The sequence below is a fragment of the Salegentibacter sediminis genome (assembly GCF_002078605.1).
In the GTDB taxonomy this organism is placed as follows: Bacteria; Bacteroidota; Bacteroidia; order Flavobacteriales; family Flavobacteriaceae; genus Salegentibacter; species Salegentibacter sediminis.
The window spans coordinates 386,894-402,482 of the sequence record NZ_MSJR01000002.1 but is presented as its reverse complement, the minus strand read 5'-3'; the positions used below and the strand labels follow the sequence as shown (position 1 = coordinate 402,482).

Below are 15,589 nucleotides of genomic sequence, written 5' to 3'. Positions count from 1 at the left end.
GTGGCTTTATTAATTTAGGTTAAAACATTAGTGCCCTACAGCTCTGGAGTCATAACTTCGGGAATCGGCTGCCCCGTAGATCACGCCTTCTTCCTCATCTATGTAAATTCCCATAGCCTGCCCCTGGTTGGTTCTATACCTAACTTTATGGCCCATTTCCTCATAAATATCTTGGGTATCAGGCGAGATCCCATAGCGTTCAAAAGAAGTGATATCGGGAAGCCATTGGTGATGGACCCTTGGCGCCTCAATGGCCCGGGCAATATTCATATCGTAGTCTATAACATTTACAATAACCTGAAATACTGTATTGATAATCGTTCGCCCACCAGGACTCCCAATCACCAACAGAGGTTTTCCTCCTTTTGCTACAATAGTTGGAGTCATACTGGAAAGCATTCTTTTTTCGGGGGCAGCAAGATTTGGCTCGGTGCCAATCAGGCCACTTGTATCAGTATATCCCGGAATGGGATTAAAATCTCCCATTTCGTTATTCAGAAGAAATCCGGCGCCTTCTACGGTGATTTTAGAACCATAACTATGTTCTAAAGTATAGGTTAGGGAAACTGCATTACCTTCTTTATCTACTATTGAGATATGGGTGGTTTGCGGACTTTCATACTGTAAATGAGCCGCTGAAAAATTAGCCGAATCACTCACCGAAGCTTTATCGGGCTCAATAGTTTCCCGCAACTTTGCAGCATAAGCTTTTGAAGTTAACTTTTCAATGGGCATCCCTGGATTGAAATTAGGATCTCCCAGGTGCAAAGCCCTGTCTGAAAATGCCCGTCGCATAGCTTCGGTTAATACGTGAAGGGATGTGGCCGAATTATGGCCCATTTCTTTCATATCAAAACCTTCAACAATATTCAGCATTTCTATTAATGCCACTCCACCGGAACTGGGTGGCGGCATAGCCACAATTTCAAAGTCACGGTAAGAACCTGTTACCGGCTCCAGCTCTTCGGCTTCATAAAGGGCAAGATCCTTTTTAGTTATCAGCCCGCCGTGTTTTTTCATATAGCTCTCAATAAGCCTGGCGGTTTTTCCCTTGTAAAATCCATCGGCTCCATTCTTTTGGATGCGTTTAAGGGTTTCAGCTAAATCGGGTTGTTTCCAGGTTTCTCCCGGTTTATAGATTTCTACTCCATTCTTCAGGAAGGCAGCTGCAGTGGCTTTATAAAGTTCTTCCTCTTTATGCTCCTTCACCCAATTAAGAAACCAGTTCATATTATAAGTAGAAGAAAATCCATCTTCAGCGAGTTTTACTGCGGGAGCAACAAGGTCTTCCCAGGGAAGACTTCCCATTTTTTGATGAGCTTTATACAATCCGGCTACTGTACCAGGCACACCCACTGAGAGTAATCCCTCGTGATTAGAATTGTCTTTAATTTTACCGTCTTCTCCCAAAAACATTTCTGCTGAAGCCGCTAAAGGAGCTTTTTCCCTGAAATTAAAAGTGGTTTTATGACCATCATTTCCATAGTAAACTAAAAACCCGCCACCGCCAATATTTCCGGCTGAGGGCAAAGTCACCGCTAGAGCAAAAGCTGTGGCCACACTGGCATCTATCGCGTTTCCGCCTTGTTCCAGGATATCATTTCCTACCTGCGATGCCAAATAATGACTGGTTACCACCATCCCATTTTCTGCCCGAACCGGAATTCGGCCACTTTGGCCGTAGAAACTAAAATTAACACCTAAGGCCAGGAAAAGACAAAACAATCCCCGAAAATTATATTTATTCATGTATTGGGTATTTAATTAAGAAAGGTAAACCTACTTAAAAAGAAGAAAGAAAACAAGGTGCGATATCTACTGAGCTATGGTTTTAAACCGCCGTAGTGTCCAATTGAAAAACCTCGTGGAAAAATTTAAAAGTATCCCTGGCTTTTTGTGCTGAAATTTCCTTTTCTTCTTCTGAAAATTCCGAATTCCGAAGGCGTTTTAGAAAGATATTCCAGCCTTCCATAGATTTTCTATCAGAAGTGAAGAAATAAGGCTTTTGTATTTCAGAAAGTTCCGGGCAATGTGGTATTTCTTTTGAAATTTGCATGCCTCCCAGAGCCGAACCCTCTACCACATAGGCAGCACCTAAAGCCTCAGTTTTGTTTTGGATGCTTAAACGATTACTGAAATTCGCTATAACGGAAGTATCTACCCTTAAAGAATCCAAATCTTTTTTTAATCGCCGGGATTTATCTGAATTCCAATTGTCCAGATGAAGATTAATTTGCTCTTCGGTAATTTTATAAGCTATATAATTTTGCAGTAAAAGCAATTTATACTCCTCGAGGCTAATCTCGTGAGACATAATTTTAGAAGCAAGATTATCCTGTTCAATCTCTTCATGCAGCTGTTTTGTGGCTTCCCTAAGCTTTGTTAGCATCGTCTTCTCCTGATTTAGAATTTTTTATATCCTGCCTTATCTTATCTAAGTTTTCCATTTGTTCCTCCTTATCGGCATTAAGTTCATCAAGATAATTATAAATCTGATTTACGGCAATCTTATTTTTTCTAATCCGCTCTCGCAGCTCATCGTTTGCCACCATATTATAGACAATCTTTTTGAACAGCGGCTTTAATTTTTCATCCAGTTGAGGCATGTGTTTCTTCAGGATAAAACCTGTGGCTCCTGCCAGGATTGTATTTGCAGCAAGATCTTCGTCTTCTATAGTTCCGGTTATAAAAATAAAGGGCATTTCAGGATCAATCTTCTGGGTTAGTTCCAGCACCTCAAAACCATCACAATTAGGCAAATTATAATCTGAAATCACCAAATCTGGAATAAAATTCATCATTTTATTTTCACAGCCTGAAAGGTCTTCCACCAGCTCAAATTGAGGATCCTCAACTATCTTTTTTATGTTTCGCTTAATTAGGGCAACATCGGTAGCACTATCTTCTACCAGTAATATTCGTAAGGGGATTGTTATCATTTAATGGAATTTCAACAAATAAAAATGTGAATACTTACAAGAAGCTTACCAAACTAAATATAAAATTTAAACACGGTGCCTTTATCCTTTTCGCTTTCAAACCAAATCCTACCCTGGTGCTTATCGATAATTCGTTTAACCACAGCTAAACCAATTCCGCTTCCAGAATAATCGGTGCCCGCAACTCTTTTAAAAGCTTTAAAAACCTGCTCCTCCTTTTGAACATCGAGGCCTATCCCGTTATCTTTTACAAAATATCCGGTTTTTCCATTATGTTTAAAGCTACCTATTTGAACCTCAGGCTTCTCTCCCCGTGCAGAATACTTTAAGGCATTACCAATTAAATTAGACCAAACCTGATAAACCATAGTTTTATCGGCATTCATTGGAGGCAAATCTTTCTCAATTTCCACCCCGGTGTTAGGATAATTAACCTTAAGGTTTAAACTTTCAAGCAGTTCTCTTATCATTAACTCCACCTCTATTTTCTCCCGAATAATATTTCCGGTAGAAATTTTTGAAAGGCAAAGAATGTCATCTATTAAATCATCCATTTTCTTTGCCGAAAGTAGAATGGTTTCTACTACTTCCTGTCCTTCTTTGGAAAGCTCCTCGAAATGGTCTTCCTTGAGAATTCGGGCAAAACCATCTACTCCCCGCAAGGGGCCACGAAGGTCATGGGAGATGCTGTAGCTAAAAAGCTCAAGCTCCTCTACTGCCTTCATCAATTTATCATTAAGTTGCGAAATCTCTTCTTTCTGTCTTTCTACAATAAGATAATTCAGGTTTTCCCCGAGCTCCCGTGCTGCCTTAATTTCAGTATTTTTCCAACCTTGTGCAATCCCGGATAAATTTTGAGTCCACTTTTCAAAAGATTTTCTAGGCCCTAATCGGCCTTCTTTTTCGTTGTAGGTGATTTTATTTTCAGGGTTTCCACCCCAGGATACGCTTTGAGGTTCTTCAGGTCTAAACCAGATTAAGTAATGATTTTTATTTCGCCCTAAACGATAACTTAAAATTCCCGAGGCTTCTTTAGTATAATTTTTGGCCTCAGGATATTCTTCTCCAAGATTTTTGGTGAAAAATACTTCCTCCTCTTTCTCTCTTAAAAATTCTGAAATAAGCTGCTTCACCTCTTCTTCCCCCGGAGTTATTCCTGAAAGTTTTAGATCACCATCCAGAAGTATGGCTCCCCCTTTAGCAGCAACAAGCTCTGTAAATTTAATTTCAGCATTGGTAAGGCCTTTAAAAATCTCTCCCTCCTCCTGAATTTGTTTTAGAAGCCTGGCTTGTATCCCTGAGTTGATTTCACTTTCCTGTTTAAATTCCTCTGCAAGTTTTAAAGCCAATTGGTTTGAAAAAACCTGGGATAAAAATTCACAAGTCTCCCGTTGGAAGTAATTGATGAATTTAGCCGAATAGTGATGGCAGGCTATCAAGCCCCAAAGTTTTCCGTTGGCGATAATCGCCGCGGTAAGCGAGGCACCAACCTTCATGTTTTTTAGATATTCAATATGAATGGGAGAAACACCTCGAAGTTGAGATTTTGAAAGATCAAGTGGTTGGCCGTTAATAGGTGAAATTTCAGGATGAATGGGTATGGGTGTGTAATTTACATCGGCAATGATCCTTACCCGGTGTTTAAGAAAAAGTTCCCTGGACTGCGCCGGAATATCACTGGCCGGATAATGTAGCCCAAGCCAGCTTTCCAGAGAATCTTCCTTTTCTTCTGCGACTACTTCTCCATTCCACTCTTCATCAAATTTATAGACCATCACCCTGTCATATCCAAAAATATCTTTGGTTAAACGGGCTGCGTCTGCACAGAGTTTTGAAATGTTTCCGGAAGCATTTAGATTTTTGAGAATTTGAATAAGTTGTCTTTGAAAAAACAGGGAGTCCCGGGATTCATCCGATTCCTCAAAATCAAGAATAAGGTTTTCACCAGCGAGATGGGGAAGCATGAGAAGTTGCCTGCCGTTTATTTCAAACTCCTCGGGTAACAGATGCCTGCCCCCCTGGAGTTCATTTTTGAGTTTTTTAAGTGGATTCTCTCCTATGAAATCCTCCAGGTTTTTATTCAAAACCTCTTTATAATCAATTCCGAAGAATTCTTCTGCATTGGTCCCACATTGGGTGATCTGGAAATTCCCGGGATTACAGGCCAGAATTATACCATGAGCCTGGGATTTACCAATAAGATGTATTGGTTCCTTCTCACAATTTAAGATATCTATCTCCTGGGGATATACCACCTGCTCATTATCCATATGGATTACGCCTTAATTTTGAAATAAAAAGTACTACCAATTCCCTCCTGAGAATCTACCCAAATGGAACCATCATGTAACTCGATGATTTTTTTTACGTGAGCCAATCCAACCCCGGTCCCTTCCGAATCTTGTTTATTTACCCTGTTAAAAATGGTAAAGATATTTTTTCGATCCTCATCTGAAATTCCCATCCCATTATCCATAATAGAGAAAACCCAGAATTTACCTTCTTTAAAAGCCGAGATCCTGATCTCCGGATTCCGGTCTTTTGGGGTATATTTTATGGCATTCCCTATTAAATTTTGAAATAACAACCTAAGTTCAATTTCATACCCTTTAAGTTTTGGAAGTTTCCCTGAGTGAATTTTCGCTTTGGTCTCTTTTATTCTTTTTCCGAGATCATATTTCACCACTTCCACAACTTCCTTCATGTCTACCAACTTCTTCTCGCCGTTCCTACCAATACGGGAATGCTCCAGAAGTGCTTTAATTTGTTCGGCGAGTCTTGTAGATGCAGCTTTGATATAAGAAAGATAATTCTGGCCTTTCTCATCGAGGTTTTTGGAATAGACTTTTTCTAAAACGTCGCTACCAAATTTAATAGTAGAGAGAGGTTCTTGCAAATCATGAGCTAAAATTGAAACAAATTGTTCCAAATCGCCGTTGGCTCTTACCAGGTCGGCTTTTTGTCTCTTAAGTTTTTCCTCGGCTTTTTTCTGTGCCGAAATATCAACGCAGGTATACCTTATGGTAATAACTTTATCCTGTTCATCCTTTTCAGCAGTGGCACTTAAGATCACCGGCAAAAGCTCCCCCGATTTTTTAAGCATATCCTGCTCGATATTCTTTAATTCTCCGGTTTGCTGAAACTCTTTGTTCGATTTAAGCGCCTTCATCTGGGCTTCTTCATCATAAAGATCATAAACCAACTTTCCGATTAATTCATCTTTTGAATCATAACCCAATTCCCGAACAGCGGTATTATTACACTGGAGAATAAGCGCACTTTGAGGATCCACCGTGATATGTAAAACCGGGTCCTCTTCATAAAAGGTTTTAAAACGTTTTTCACTGGCTTCCAGTTTACTTCTGGACTTTTCAATGCTGCTAATATCAATAAAGGTAATGACCACCCCACTAATAATATCTTTGGAATCAATATACGGAGAAATACGTCTTAAATACTGATTCCCACTTCTGGTAGTCACACGTTTTTCCAGGATCTTACCTGTTCTTAAAACCCGCTCACATCTACTGATAAGGTTATTCTTACCCATACTGGCGGTGAAGTGATCTATAGGACGGCCTTCATCGGAAGCAATCAGATTGAAGTGGTCTTTAATGGCGGGGGTGAACTTCCTGATCTTCAGGTCGGTATCAAGGAAAATAGTACCGATTTCCGTGCTTTCCAGCAAGTTATTTATATCGGAATTAAGCGCTGCCAGGTCTTCCACCTTCTGAAGATTTTCTGCATTCACGGTATTAATCTCCTCGTTTACACTCTGTAATTCCTCATTGGTACTTTGTAGCTCTTCATTACTGGCCAGCAATTCCTCATTGGCCGCCTGCAGTTCTTCGTTACTGGTTTCGATTTCTTCCAGAGAAATATTGAGTTCCTCTTTGGTGTGCTTGAGTTCTTCCTCAAGACTGGAAACATATTCCTTGGTACGTTTGGTAAGGGAAACTTTATCTAATTTTTCAAGATCTACCTCTAAAATTTCTTTTTCTATAAAGATGATCACATAACTCGCATCATTATCGAGTTTTCTATCGAGATAAGGTTTTATAATAATATCAACGGCTTTTTTCTCACCATTGGTCTCGAAGGTCGCCGAAGGATATTTGACCTTTTTGCTTTCGTTCTTTGCTTTCTTTAATGAGGTTTGCAGGATATATTTAAGATCCCCATCCAGCATCTCCAGTAGGTTGATTGAAAATCCTACCGCGGGCATTTTGGCATATTTGCGAAATTCTCCAATAGCATGAAGCACATTATAATCCGAATCGAGCAATACCGAAGCCCCACCAAAATTCTCCATAATGGCATCGTTCAACTCCTCTTTAAGCTTTATTTTTAAAGGGCTGATATTGGGCCGGGTTTTTGGTCGCGGTTTGGATTTTTGGGATTTTATGTTACTGAGTTGACTGGGTTCCGAGATTTCGGATTTCAAACGTTTGCTTGGATGAAGGTTTTTATAAATTTTTGCTGTCCTGTTTATTACCGTGAAATTATTCTTTTGGTTATAGACGCTTTCACTGGTGCCTAACACGAGGAAACCATCCTTTACCAGGGAATAATGCAGCATGTTTAGGGCTTTATTCTGAATTCCTGGTTGAAAATAAATAAGCAAATTGCGGCATACTGCCATATCCATTTTGCTGAATGGGGGGTTCTTAATGATATTATGTCGTGAAAACACCACCATACGGCGTAGCTTATCAACAATACGATATCCATTGGCTTTACTGACGAAATATTTCAGAAGCAAATCATTATCTACATCTGCCACAATACTTTCGGGATAAAAACCCCTGCTCCCAATTTCAAGGTGTTTTTCTGAAATATCGGTAGCGAAGATCTTAAGCTCTATTCTTTTATTTTGTTTATCGATTTCTTCATTGATAACCATCGCAAAAGAATAGGCCTCTTCCCCACTACTGCAGCCAACGTCCCATACCTTAAGAACATCTCCGTCTTCTTTTGATGCCACTAATTCAGGAATCACCTTGCTCCTAAGTACTTCCCAAACTTTGTCATCTCTAAAGAATTTAGTTACCCCAATTAAAAATTCCCGGTAGAGTATATCTACTTCCCCCTGATTCTCCTGTAAATACAAGTGATAATCTGAAAGGGATTCGCATTTACAAACATTAATCCTTCTGGAAATACGCCGTGCCAGGGTAGCTCGTTTATATTCCCTGAAATCAAGTCCTGTTTTTTCATCTACAAACCGCAGAATCTTATCCAGCTCATTTTCATCTACAGAAATATCACCATCTTTAAAATTAAGAATCGAGGGGGCTGAAATAAAATTCTTTAGCTCCTGTCCCATTTTTTCTACAGGAAGCACATAGTCCACCAAACCCGTATTTATAGCGCTTTGAGGCATTCCATCGAACTTCGCTTCTTCGGGATCCTGCACCATAATCATCCCGTCATTTTCTTTGATAGCTCTTACTCCCCGGGTACCATCACTGCCTGTACCGCTTAGGATAACACCAATAGCTTTCTCTTTTCTGGATTTTGCCAGTGATTCGAAAAATTTATCAATTGGAAGGTTTAGGCTTTGGTCTTTAGGTTTGTCCACCAAATGTAGTCTCTCGTTTTCTAAAACAAGGTTATTAACCGGCGGGATTAAATAGATATGCCCCTGGCGCAACTTTAAACTGTCGGTGATTTCTACAATGGGAAGATTAGTGTTCTTTCTCAACAATTCCCCCATCATACTCTTAAAATCCGGAGATAAATGCTGAATGACCACATATGCATTCTTATCGGTCTCGGAGATATTATCAAAAAAAGATTTTAAAGCTTCCAATCCACCAGCACTAGCACCAACAGCAATTATTCTAGGTTCCTGATGCGTTACAATAGTAGGTAAATCAGCACTTTTGGAGGTTACATTAGTTTTGGTCATCTGGTTATATGGAAGCGATAATTAAATAAAAAAGGACTAAAAAATCAAAAATAACGGTTAAAATTAAAAAATGTGGCCCCATATCCCACATTTCCTGACGTTTTTTAACTTTTCTGCAACATTTTACTTTTAAAACTATATAATGATATTTGAAAAAATATCAATTATTTCTTCTATCCCCTCTTCACCTAACTACTTTTTTGCATTAACCTCAATTAATTAATAATTCTCAAAACGATTTTACATCTTGTTTACTTTTAAAAGACAGAAGACCAAAGTTATCTTCTGGAAGTCCCTGTAAATTTAAACTGACCAAAGTCATATAAAAATTTGCGCTTCTATTGTAACTTTAGAGAGCAAAGTAATTATATGGACGGCACTTATAGTTTTAGAAAAAACCTTTCTTCTTTTTTTATAGAGATTGGGGAGCTAACCGGATTCGCCGGAAGATTTTTCCAGGAGTTATTCTCCAGGCCCTTTGAATTCAGAGAATTTTTGCGTCAATGTTACAATATGGGTAATAAATCTCTGCTTTTGGTTGGGGTTACTGGGTTCATCCTGGGTCTGGTATTTACACTTCAATCCAGACCCACTTTAATGGAATTTGGGGCGGTTTCCTGGATGCCTTCCATGATCAGTATTTCGATAGTAAGGGAAATAGGACCGGTAATGATCGCCCTGATTCTGGCAGGCCGGATCGGATCTGGTATTGGTGCAGAATTGGGTTCCATGCGGGTTACAGAACAAATTGATGCCATGGAAGTATCAGGGACCAATCCTTTTAAATTCCTGGTGGTCACCCGAATTCTAGCCACCACCCTTATGGTTCCTATTCTGGTGATTCTGGGAGATTTTATCGCCCTGAGTGGGTCTGCCCTTGTTGAAAATTTAAAAGGGAATGTCTCGTATACCCTATATTTTAACCAGGTCTTTAATACCCTGGAGTTTAGTGATCTTTTTCCCGCCACGATTAAAACCTTCTTTTTTGGTTTTGCCATTGGACTGGTTGGGTGTTTTAAAGGATACAATAGTAAAAAAGGGACAGCCGGAGTAGGAAAAGCCTCAAACTCTGCAGTGGTTTTCACTTCTATGCTCTTGTTTATTATAGATTTTATAGCCGTTTTTATTACAGATATTTTTTACCCCTGATCGCTTTGAAGAAAGAAATAAAAAATATGGTAATTAATATCCAGGATCTCTACAAGGGTTTTGGGGAAACAAAGGTGCTAAACGGCTTTAACCTACAGCTCATGGAAGGGGAAAACCTGGTGCTTATGGGAAAATCAGGCTCAGGAAAATCGGTGATGATCAAGTGCCTGGTAGGTCTTATGGAACCCGATAGCGGAAAAGTAGAGGTACTGGGGAAAGATATTTCTATTATGAAACGCCAGGAACTGGATGAACTTAGAGCCGATATTGGTTTCCTGTTCCAGGGAAGCGCGTTATACGATTCAATGACGGTTAGGGAGAATCTCGAATTTCCACTGCGAAGACACACCCACAAATTCGACCTTAAAAATACCGATGAATTGGTGTTGGAAGCTCTTAACAACGTAGGCCTACCTCACACTATAAATATGATGCCCGCAGAGCTCTCCGGAGGAATGCAACGCCGTATAGCCCTGGCCCGTGCCCTGATTCTAAAGCCCAAAATAATTTTATATGACGAGCCCACCACGGGTCTGGACCCTATTACAGCTAAGGAAATTATTTTGCTTATGCTGGATATTCAGAAAAAATACAAGACCTCATCCCTCATAATTACCCACGATGTAGACTGTGCGCGGGTAATAGCAAACCGGATGATTCTTTTACTGGATGGAATTAATTATGCTGAAGGGAGCTTTGAAGAACTATCGGCCGCTAATGACTCGAAAATAAAGGCCTTTTTTAAATAATACTATTATGAAAAAACAATCATCAACTTATCTGCGCCTGGGACTTTTTGTGATTAGTGGATTAATAATTTTTACTCTTGCCATTTTCTTTATTGGAAACCGCCAACATCTGTTTGGAGAAAACCTTAAGGTTACCTCGGTGTTTAAAAATGTGAATGGTTTGCAGGTGGGAAATAATGTAAGATTTGCCGGGCTGGATGTGGGAACCGTTAAACAAATTGTTATGGTGAACGACACCAGCATAGCAGTAGATATGTTTCTTAGTATAGAAACGGCCAGACAAATGAGAAAAAATGCCCTGGCAACCATCAATTCAGATGGATTGGTTGGAAGTATGGTCGTGAACATTATTCCAGGTGAGGAACCTGGAAGCGGCGCTCTGCAGCAGGGCGACACCCTGGAATCCATAAGCCAGGTTGCGACCGCCGATATGCTCTCTACTTTAAACAGAACCAATGAAAATGCGGCTATGCTCACCTCAGATCTATTGAAGATCACCAATTCCATTAACAGTGGGGAGGGTGTGGCAGGAGCCCTTATTAAAGATGACGAAATGGCTGAAGACCTTAAACACAGTATCAGCAATTTAAGACAGACCACAAAATCGGCGATTACCAGTGTCAACCGGCTAAATAATTTATTGTCTCAAGTGAACTTTGACGAAAGCCTGGCGGGCCTTATGTTCAACGATAGTATTTCTGCTCAAAAATTCTCATCCACCTTATCCAACCTGGATTCCTCTGCTGTTGAGATCAATAAGATCACCAGAGATATCAGCGATTTTTCTTCAGAAATTAAGACCGGAAAAGGGGTGATAAACTTTATGCTTACAGATACCTCTTTTGTAAACCATCTGGATAGTAGCCTTCAGAATATCGAATCGGCCAGCCATAAATTTGATCAAAACATGGAAGCTCTCAAACATAATTTCTTTTTCAGAGGTTACTTCCGCAGATTGGAAAGGCAGAAAGCCCGGGAAGCGGAAGCCAACGAACCATAATTAAGCTTAGCTGAGAAATATCATTATTTATGTAAATATCTGGTCATAAATTTATTGGAAACTTATATTGAGATGAAAAAGATTATTTACACCACAGACTTTTCCAAAAATTCGGTAGCCGCATTGAAATATGCCGTGGCCTTGGGTGAAATCTTTAATACCGATGTAATCGTTCTACATATTGCCACCCACCGGGAACTGGGTTTAACCAAAAAAGATAACGAAAAAGAAGCCCGTATTGCATTAAAAGATAAGCTGAAAGAGTTCTGTAGTGAACATTTAGAAGAAGACCTATCCGATTTAAATCTAACGGTAGCGGTTAAGGTAGCCTCTTCGGTCACCAAAGGCATCCTGGATTTTACCCGCGATATGGAAATAAAAATCCTTATCATGGGAGCTTGTGGCTCGGGTAGCTTCAAAGATTTTTTTCTGGGAAGTTCTACCAAAGATATGTTGGAACTTTCCCCCTACCCATTACTGGCAGTACCACCTAATTATAGATTTACCGAGCTTCAAAATGTTGTTTACACCACAGATTTTGAGCAGGAAGATATTATTAACCTAAAGGAATTACTCAGCCTCCTTAAGCCCGTCCAGCCAAAATTAATCATTTTGCATGTGAGCGACCAGGATGAAACTATGACAAGAAATTTATTGGAATGGTTCAAAAAGAACCTGGCTAAAAAAGTGGAATACTCACATATTGAGTTTAAGATAATTTTCTCTGATAATATCCTGAAGTCTCTGAAAGAAAATATTGAAAATCTTGATGCCGATATGGTGGTCATGCTGGAACGGAAACCCGATTCCCAAAAAAGCAGTTTACTGCACAGGGATCTGGTTAAACGCATGCAATCCTGTATTGAGGTACCCTTATTAAGTTTTAATGAGAAATTTTAAAATGTTCTGAAATGAAAATTGAACATCTTGAAGAGCGGATAAACGAATACAAAAACTCTATCCATACCGTTGTAAACAAACGCATACAATGGGAAACTGAAGTAAAAGATCTTATCCAAAAAGTTTTAAGCGAAGCGGAGGAGAAATATAAAATTGGATGGAAAGTGCAGCAATTGAGCTGGATACACACCAATGAGGCCATAAATATAACCTTCGATTCCTTTCCGCAGGAATTAATTGTAAAAACAAATCAGATTCCCACCTATCAGTTCCTACAAGGCGGCGCTTTAGTATTTTCCCAAATGTATAATGGAGATATCGAGATTTTCACCGTGTTCCCGCTTCCGGAAAACTGGATGCCTGTAGAAAAGGATATGGTGGAAATGGGAGTCTATTCCCCCGCAGCTATTACAGAGAAATTGGTAGTAGAAAAAATAGACGAATTTTTAAAAGAAATGATAAAATGGGAGGTTCCCATTCCAAAAAGCAAGGTGGGGTTTAGGAATATTAATCCTTAAATATTATTCATGCGCCAGCGCTTGAGCTCAGGAAGTTTCCGAATGATTTGTTGTGCTTCTTCAAGGGAGATCCCGTTATGTACTTCAGCCATCTCCAGGAGTTGAATTTCCAGCTGATGTAAGGTTAAGTGATGATTAGTAAATTCACCGTCCCTAAAACAATTTATGCAGTAATCATTATTGAAAGTTTTATCCCTGTTGGTACCACGCATTTCTTTGGTAAAAGGCAATCCACAACTTTGGCAGGTGTAGGGAATCATCAGATTAATTTTTTAAAAGAGATTTTAGTTTAGAGAGCAGGATAAGTTCAGATTTATTTTTACCGGCATAGGATGCAGCAATAGCATCTGCTGTTTTCCAAATCATTTGTTTCACCTTTGGCGTAAATAAACGCTGATGTTCTTTGTAATAATCTTCAAATTCTAAATAAGCCTCCCCAGGTTCAGGGTCGTTCTCATCCAACCAGTCAAAAATTATCTCGATCTGGTACGCCGCATCGGTCCCAAATTCATCCTCGAATTTATCGAATTTAAGCCATTGGTTTTCTACGATCTTCTTAAACGTATCTACTTCCTCTTCCTTCACCACTTTATCGACTGCAGCAACGGCATAAAATAATTTTCCCAAATGAATATAAAAGGAATCGGCGGTATAACTATGTAAATCTCTTCCCATGGTTTAAGGTATTTGCACTTATTAAATTTACGAAAAGCTTTTGAATCGAGAGCGCAGCTTACTTAAAATAATTCTATATAAGTGAAGCCTAAAACCTATAAATTTATTTCGAATAATTTATCTAAAAAATGATAAAAATCAAGTCTGGCTTGAGTTTCCAAAGCTTTTAAATTGAAATTTTCTTAAACTCAACAATAGCCTAAGTTCCACTTAACGAATCGCTCATAAGATTTTTTTAATTTCGACTTAAATTTATAACATTTTCTGTGTATATTTATGTGTAGGTTATATTTCTGGAAATCCAGCATAATTTTTTGAACCTATTGTTTTTAGCCCCCCACCTGATTCACCCCCGAACTATGTTTAGGTAACCCCTGAATAATACTTTTGTGATGAAAAAAATCCTAATAGTTGAAGATGACAAGATCCTACGGGAAAACACCCGTGAACTTCTCGAAATGGAAAATTATAATGTTTTCACTGCCGAAAACGGAAAAGAAGGAATGGATGCGGCAAAGAGACTCAAACCCGATCTTATAATCAGTGATATCTTAATGCCGGTTATGGATGGCTACCAGCTTCTAAAGAATCTCATCCAGGATAGAGAAACCCGGGAGATCCCTGTTATATTTTTATCGGCAAAATCTGAGGCAGAAGATATTAGAACCGGGATGAATATGGGAGCCGATGATTACCTTACTAAACCTTTCCATGAGCGGGATCTTTTACTGGCAATTAGAACCCGGTTAGCCAAACGCGAAAAATTTCAAAAAAGGAAAATTGGTACTCCCGAAAATCATCACATCGATACTTTGGATGAATTAAGGGCCTATTTTGAGCGTGCAGGGGAAAGTCTGGAGATCGAGAAGAATGAGGAAATCTACAGGGAAGGTAAACATTCAAATTATATCTATCTTATAAAATATGGGTTAATAAAAACCCACCGAATGGACGAATACGGCAAGGAGCTTATTACCGGCCTCTATAAGAGTTCTGATGTTTTTGGGGTTTATAATTTTTTGGATACTACTTTTTACCCAGAGACTGCCACTGCTTTGGAAAACAGTTTTTTCTACAGGCTTTCAAGCCTCAAGTTTCAGGAAATTCTGAATTCCAGTCAGCATTTAACTCTGGAACTCGCTCAGTTATTATCTGATAATCTCTCTCTTTTAAAAAGTCACCTTCTTGAGATGGCCTATGCCTCTGTATTAAGGAAAACCACCAGCACCATTAGACAGTTTGCCGAACTTATGCCCGAGAGCGCCCGGGAAGGCATAAGAATATCCAGAACCGATCTAGCCAGTGTGGCAGGTATTTCTACCGAAAGTTTTATTCGAAGTTTATCCAGTCTTAGGAAAAGTGGAATAATTGATATTGAAGGTCGAAACATTAAGATCCTCAATATGCATAAACTTAATAGCATTAAATAGCGGCATCTGGTTATTAATTATTTGTTAAACAGTTTTAAGATGATATTTGTCATTTTTCCCGGCCAGAAGATTAGCTAATTTAGACCCTAGAAAGCAGTAATTAACTGCCGTATGTAAAATATAAGCATTTGGTTTTTAAGTACTTTATTGGAGTTAAAAATCAGATTAAGAGGGTATCAAAGGATATTTTCAACTGATACAAAAATTTTACTTCGTGTAAGATCACTGGTATCGATGAAAAGTTAGAAGATATATTTAATACCTTCTTAGGAAACAGGAGACTTAGTTCTCCTGTTTCTATTTAATGCATTTACCCCA

13 protein-coding genes are annotated in these 15,589 nt (G+C 39.1%); 6 read left to right on the top strand and 7 right to left on the bottom strand.

Going from position 1 to position 15,589, the window contains the following annotated elements; translation table 11 throughout:
* Window positions 1–27 precede the first annotated feature (27 nt).
* From ggt to BUW93_RS06020, 5 genes are all read right to left on the bottom strand, one after another.
* Complete coding sequence (ggt, locus tag BUW93_RS06040) at window positions 28–1,749, bottom strand: gamma-glutamyltransferase (protein ID WP_081210170.1); 1,722 nt, start codon at window positions 1,747–1,749, stop codon at window positions 28–30.
* A gap of 82 nt (window positions 1,750–1,831) precedes the next feature.
* The gene (locus BUW93_RS06035; RefSeq protein WP_081210168.1) at window positions 1,832–2,389 is read right to left on the bottom strand and encodes a biliverdin-producing heme oxygenase; all 558 of its coding nucleotides are present in this window, start codon (window positions 2,387–2,389) and stop codon (window positions 1,832–1,834) included.
* Complete coding sequence (locus BUW93_RS06030) at window positions 2,373–2,939, bottom strand: response regulator (RefSeq protein WP_081210166.1); 567 nt, start codon at window positions 2,937–2,939, stop codon at window positions 2,373–2,375. Before BUW93_RS06030 ends, BUW93_RS06035 begins: the two co-directional genes overlap by 17 nt.
* Window positions 2,940–2,992: 53 nt before the next feature.
* Window positions 2,993–5,209 carry an ATP-binding protein gene (locus tag BUW93_RS06025; protein ID WP_081210164.1) on the bottom strand — a complete coding sequence of 739 codons (2,217 nt, stop codon included), beginning with the start codon at window positions 5,207–5,209 and terminating at the stop codon, window positions 2,993–2,995.
* A 5-nt stretch (window positions 5,210–5,214) separates the two neighbouring features.
* Window positions 5,215–8,850, bottom strand: coding sequence for a chemotaxis protein CheB (locus BUW93_RS06020; protein WP_081210162.1), 3,636 nt, complete (start codon window positions 8,848–8,850; stop codon window positions 5,215–5,217).
* A 369-nt stretch (window positions 8,851–9,219) separates the two neighbouring features.
* Here BUW93_RS06020 and BUW93_RS06015 point away from each other — a divergent pair, with 369 nt between their 5' ends.
* The 5 genes from BUW93_RS06015 to BUW93_RS05995 all read left to right on the top strand — a co-directional run bounded on the left by BUW93_RS06015 (window position 9,220) and on the right by BUW93_RS05995 (window position 13,166).
* The gene (locus BUW93_RS06015) at window positions 9,220–9,999 is read left to right on the top strand and encodes an MlaE family ABC transporter permease (RefSeq protein ID WP_081210160.1); all 780 of its coding nucleotides are present in this window, start codon (window positions 9,220–9,222) and stop codon (window positions 9,997–9,999) included.
* 26 nt (window positions 10,000–10,025) lie between these two features.
* The gene (locus tag BUW93_RS06010) at window positions 10,026–10,748 is read left to right on the top strand and encodes an ABC transporter ATP-binding protein (protein ID WP_198536988.1); all 723 of its coding nucleotides are present in this window, start codon (window positions 10,026–10,028) and stop codon (window positions 10,746–10,748) included.
* Window positions 10,749–10,755: 7 nt separating this feature from the next.
* On the top strand, window positions 10,756–11,748 hold the full coding sequence (locus BUW93_RS06005; RefSeq protein WP_081210158.1) for an MlaD family protein: 993 nt from the start codon (window positions 10,756–10,758) through the stop codon (window positions 11,746–11,748).
* A 72-nt stretch (window positions 11,749–11,820) separates the two neighbouring features.
* Entirely contained in the window at window positions 11,821–12,648 is an 828-nt protein-coding gene (locus BUW93_RS06000) for a universal stress protein (RefSeq protein WP_081210156.1), read from the top strand.
* Window positions 12,649–12,659: 11 nt separating this feature from the next.
* On the top strand, window positions 12,660–13,166 hold the full coding sequence (locus tag BUW93_RS05995; protein WP_081210154.1) for a hypothetical protein: 507 nt from the start codon (window positions 12,660–12,662) through the stop codon (window positions 13,164–13,166).
* On the opposite strand, the gene BUW93_RS05990 is transcribed toward BUW93_RS05995, so the two are convergent.
* Both BUW93_RS05990 and BUW93_RS05985 read right to left on the bottom strand, forming a co-directional pair.
* A complete protein-coding gene (locus tag BUW93_RS05990; RefSeq protein ID WP_081210152.1) occupies window positions 13,163–13,426 on the bottom strand; it encodes a zinc ribbon domain-containing protein in 264 nt (87 codons plus the stop codon). The genes BUW93_RS05995 and BUW93_RS05990 overlap by 4 nt on opposite strands.
* A gap of 4 nt (window positions 13,427–13,430) precedes the next feature.
* Window positions 13,431–13,841 (bottom strand): hypothetical protein, encoded by a 411-nt coding sequence (locus BUW93_RS05985; protein WP_081210150.1) that lies wholly within the window; start codon window positions 13,839–13,841, stop codon window positions 13,431–13,433.
* 392 nt (window positions 13,842–14,233) lie between these two features.
* Here BUW93_RS05985 and BUW93_RS05980 point away from each other — a divergent pair, with 392 nt between their 5' ends.
* Window positions 14,234–15,271, top strand: coding sequence for a response regulator (locus BUW93_RS05980; RefSeq protein WP_081210148.1), 1,038 nt, complete (start codon window positions 14,234–14,236; stop codon window positions 15,269–15,271).
* Window positions 15,272–15,589: the final 318 nt, after the last annotated feature.

What these genes read in the sequence shown, in the direction of transcription:
- BUW93_RS06015 (WP_081210160.1), top strand. Translation starts at nt 9,220, where the DNA reads ATGGACGGCACTTATAGTTTTAGAAAAAACCTTTCTTCTTTTTTTATA.
- BUW93_RS06035 (WP_081210168.1), bottom strand. Translation starts at nt 2,389, where the DNA reads ATGCTAACAAAGCTTAGGGAAGCCACAAAACAGCTGCATGAAGAGATT.
- ggt (WP_081210170.1), bottom strand. Translation starts at nt 1,749, where the DNA reads ATGAATAAATATAATTTTCGGGGATTGTTTTGTCTTTTCCTGGCCTTA.
- BUW93_RS06005 (WP_081210158.1), top strand. Translation starts at nt 10,756, where the DNA reads ATGAAAAAACAATCATCAACTTATCTGCGCCTGGGACTTTTTGTGATT.
- BUW93_RS05980 (WP_081210148.1), top strand. Translation starts at nt 14,234, where the DNA reads ATGAAAAAAATCCTAATAGTTGAAGATGACAAGATCCTACGGGAAAAC.
- BUW93_RS05985 (WP_081210150.1), bottom strand. Translation starts at nt 13,841, where the DNA reads ATGGGAAGAGATTTACATAGTTATACCGCCGATTCCTTTTATATTCAT.
- BUW93_RS05990 (WP_081210152.1), bottom strand. Translation starts at nt 13,426, where the DNA reads ATGATTCCCTACACCTGCCAAAGTTGTGGATTGCCTTTTACCAAAGAA.
- BUW93_RS06010 (WP_198536988.1), top strand. Translation starts at nt 10,026, where the DNA reads ATGGTAATTAATATCCAGGATCTCTACAAGGGTTTTGGGGAAACAAAG.
- BUW93_RS06025 (WP_081210164.1), bottom strand. Translation starts at nt 5,209, where the DNA reads ATGGATAATGAGCAGGTGGTATATCCCCAGGAGATAGATATCTTAAAT.
- BUW93_RS06030 (WP_081210166.1), bottom strand. Translation starts at nt 2,939, where the DNA reads ATGATAACAATCCCCTTACGAATATTACTGGTAGAAGATAGTGCTACC.
- BUW93_RS05995 (WP_081210154.1), top strand. Translation starts at nt 12,660, where the DNA reads ATGAAAATTGAACATCTTGAAGAGCGGATAAACGAATACAAAAACTCT.
- BUW93_RS06000 (WP_081210156.1), top strand. Translation starts at nt 11,821, where the DNA reads ATGAAAAAGATTATTTACACCACAGACTTTTCCAAAAATTCGGTAGCC.
- BUW93_RS06020 (WP_081210162.1), bottom strand. Translation starts at nt 8,850, where the DNA reads ATGACCAAAACTAATGTAACCTCCAAAAGTGCTGATTTACCTACTATT.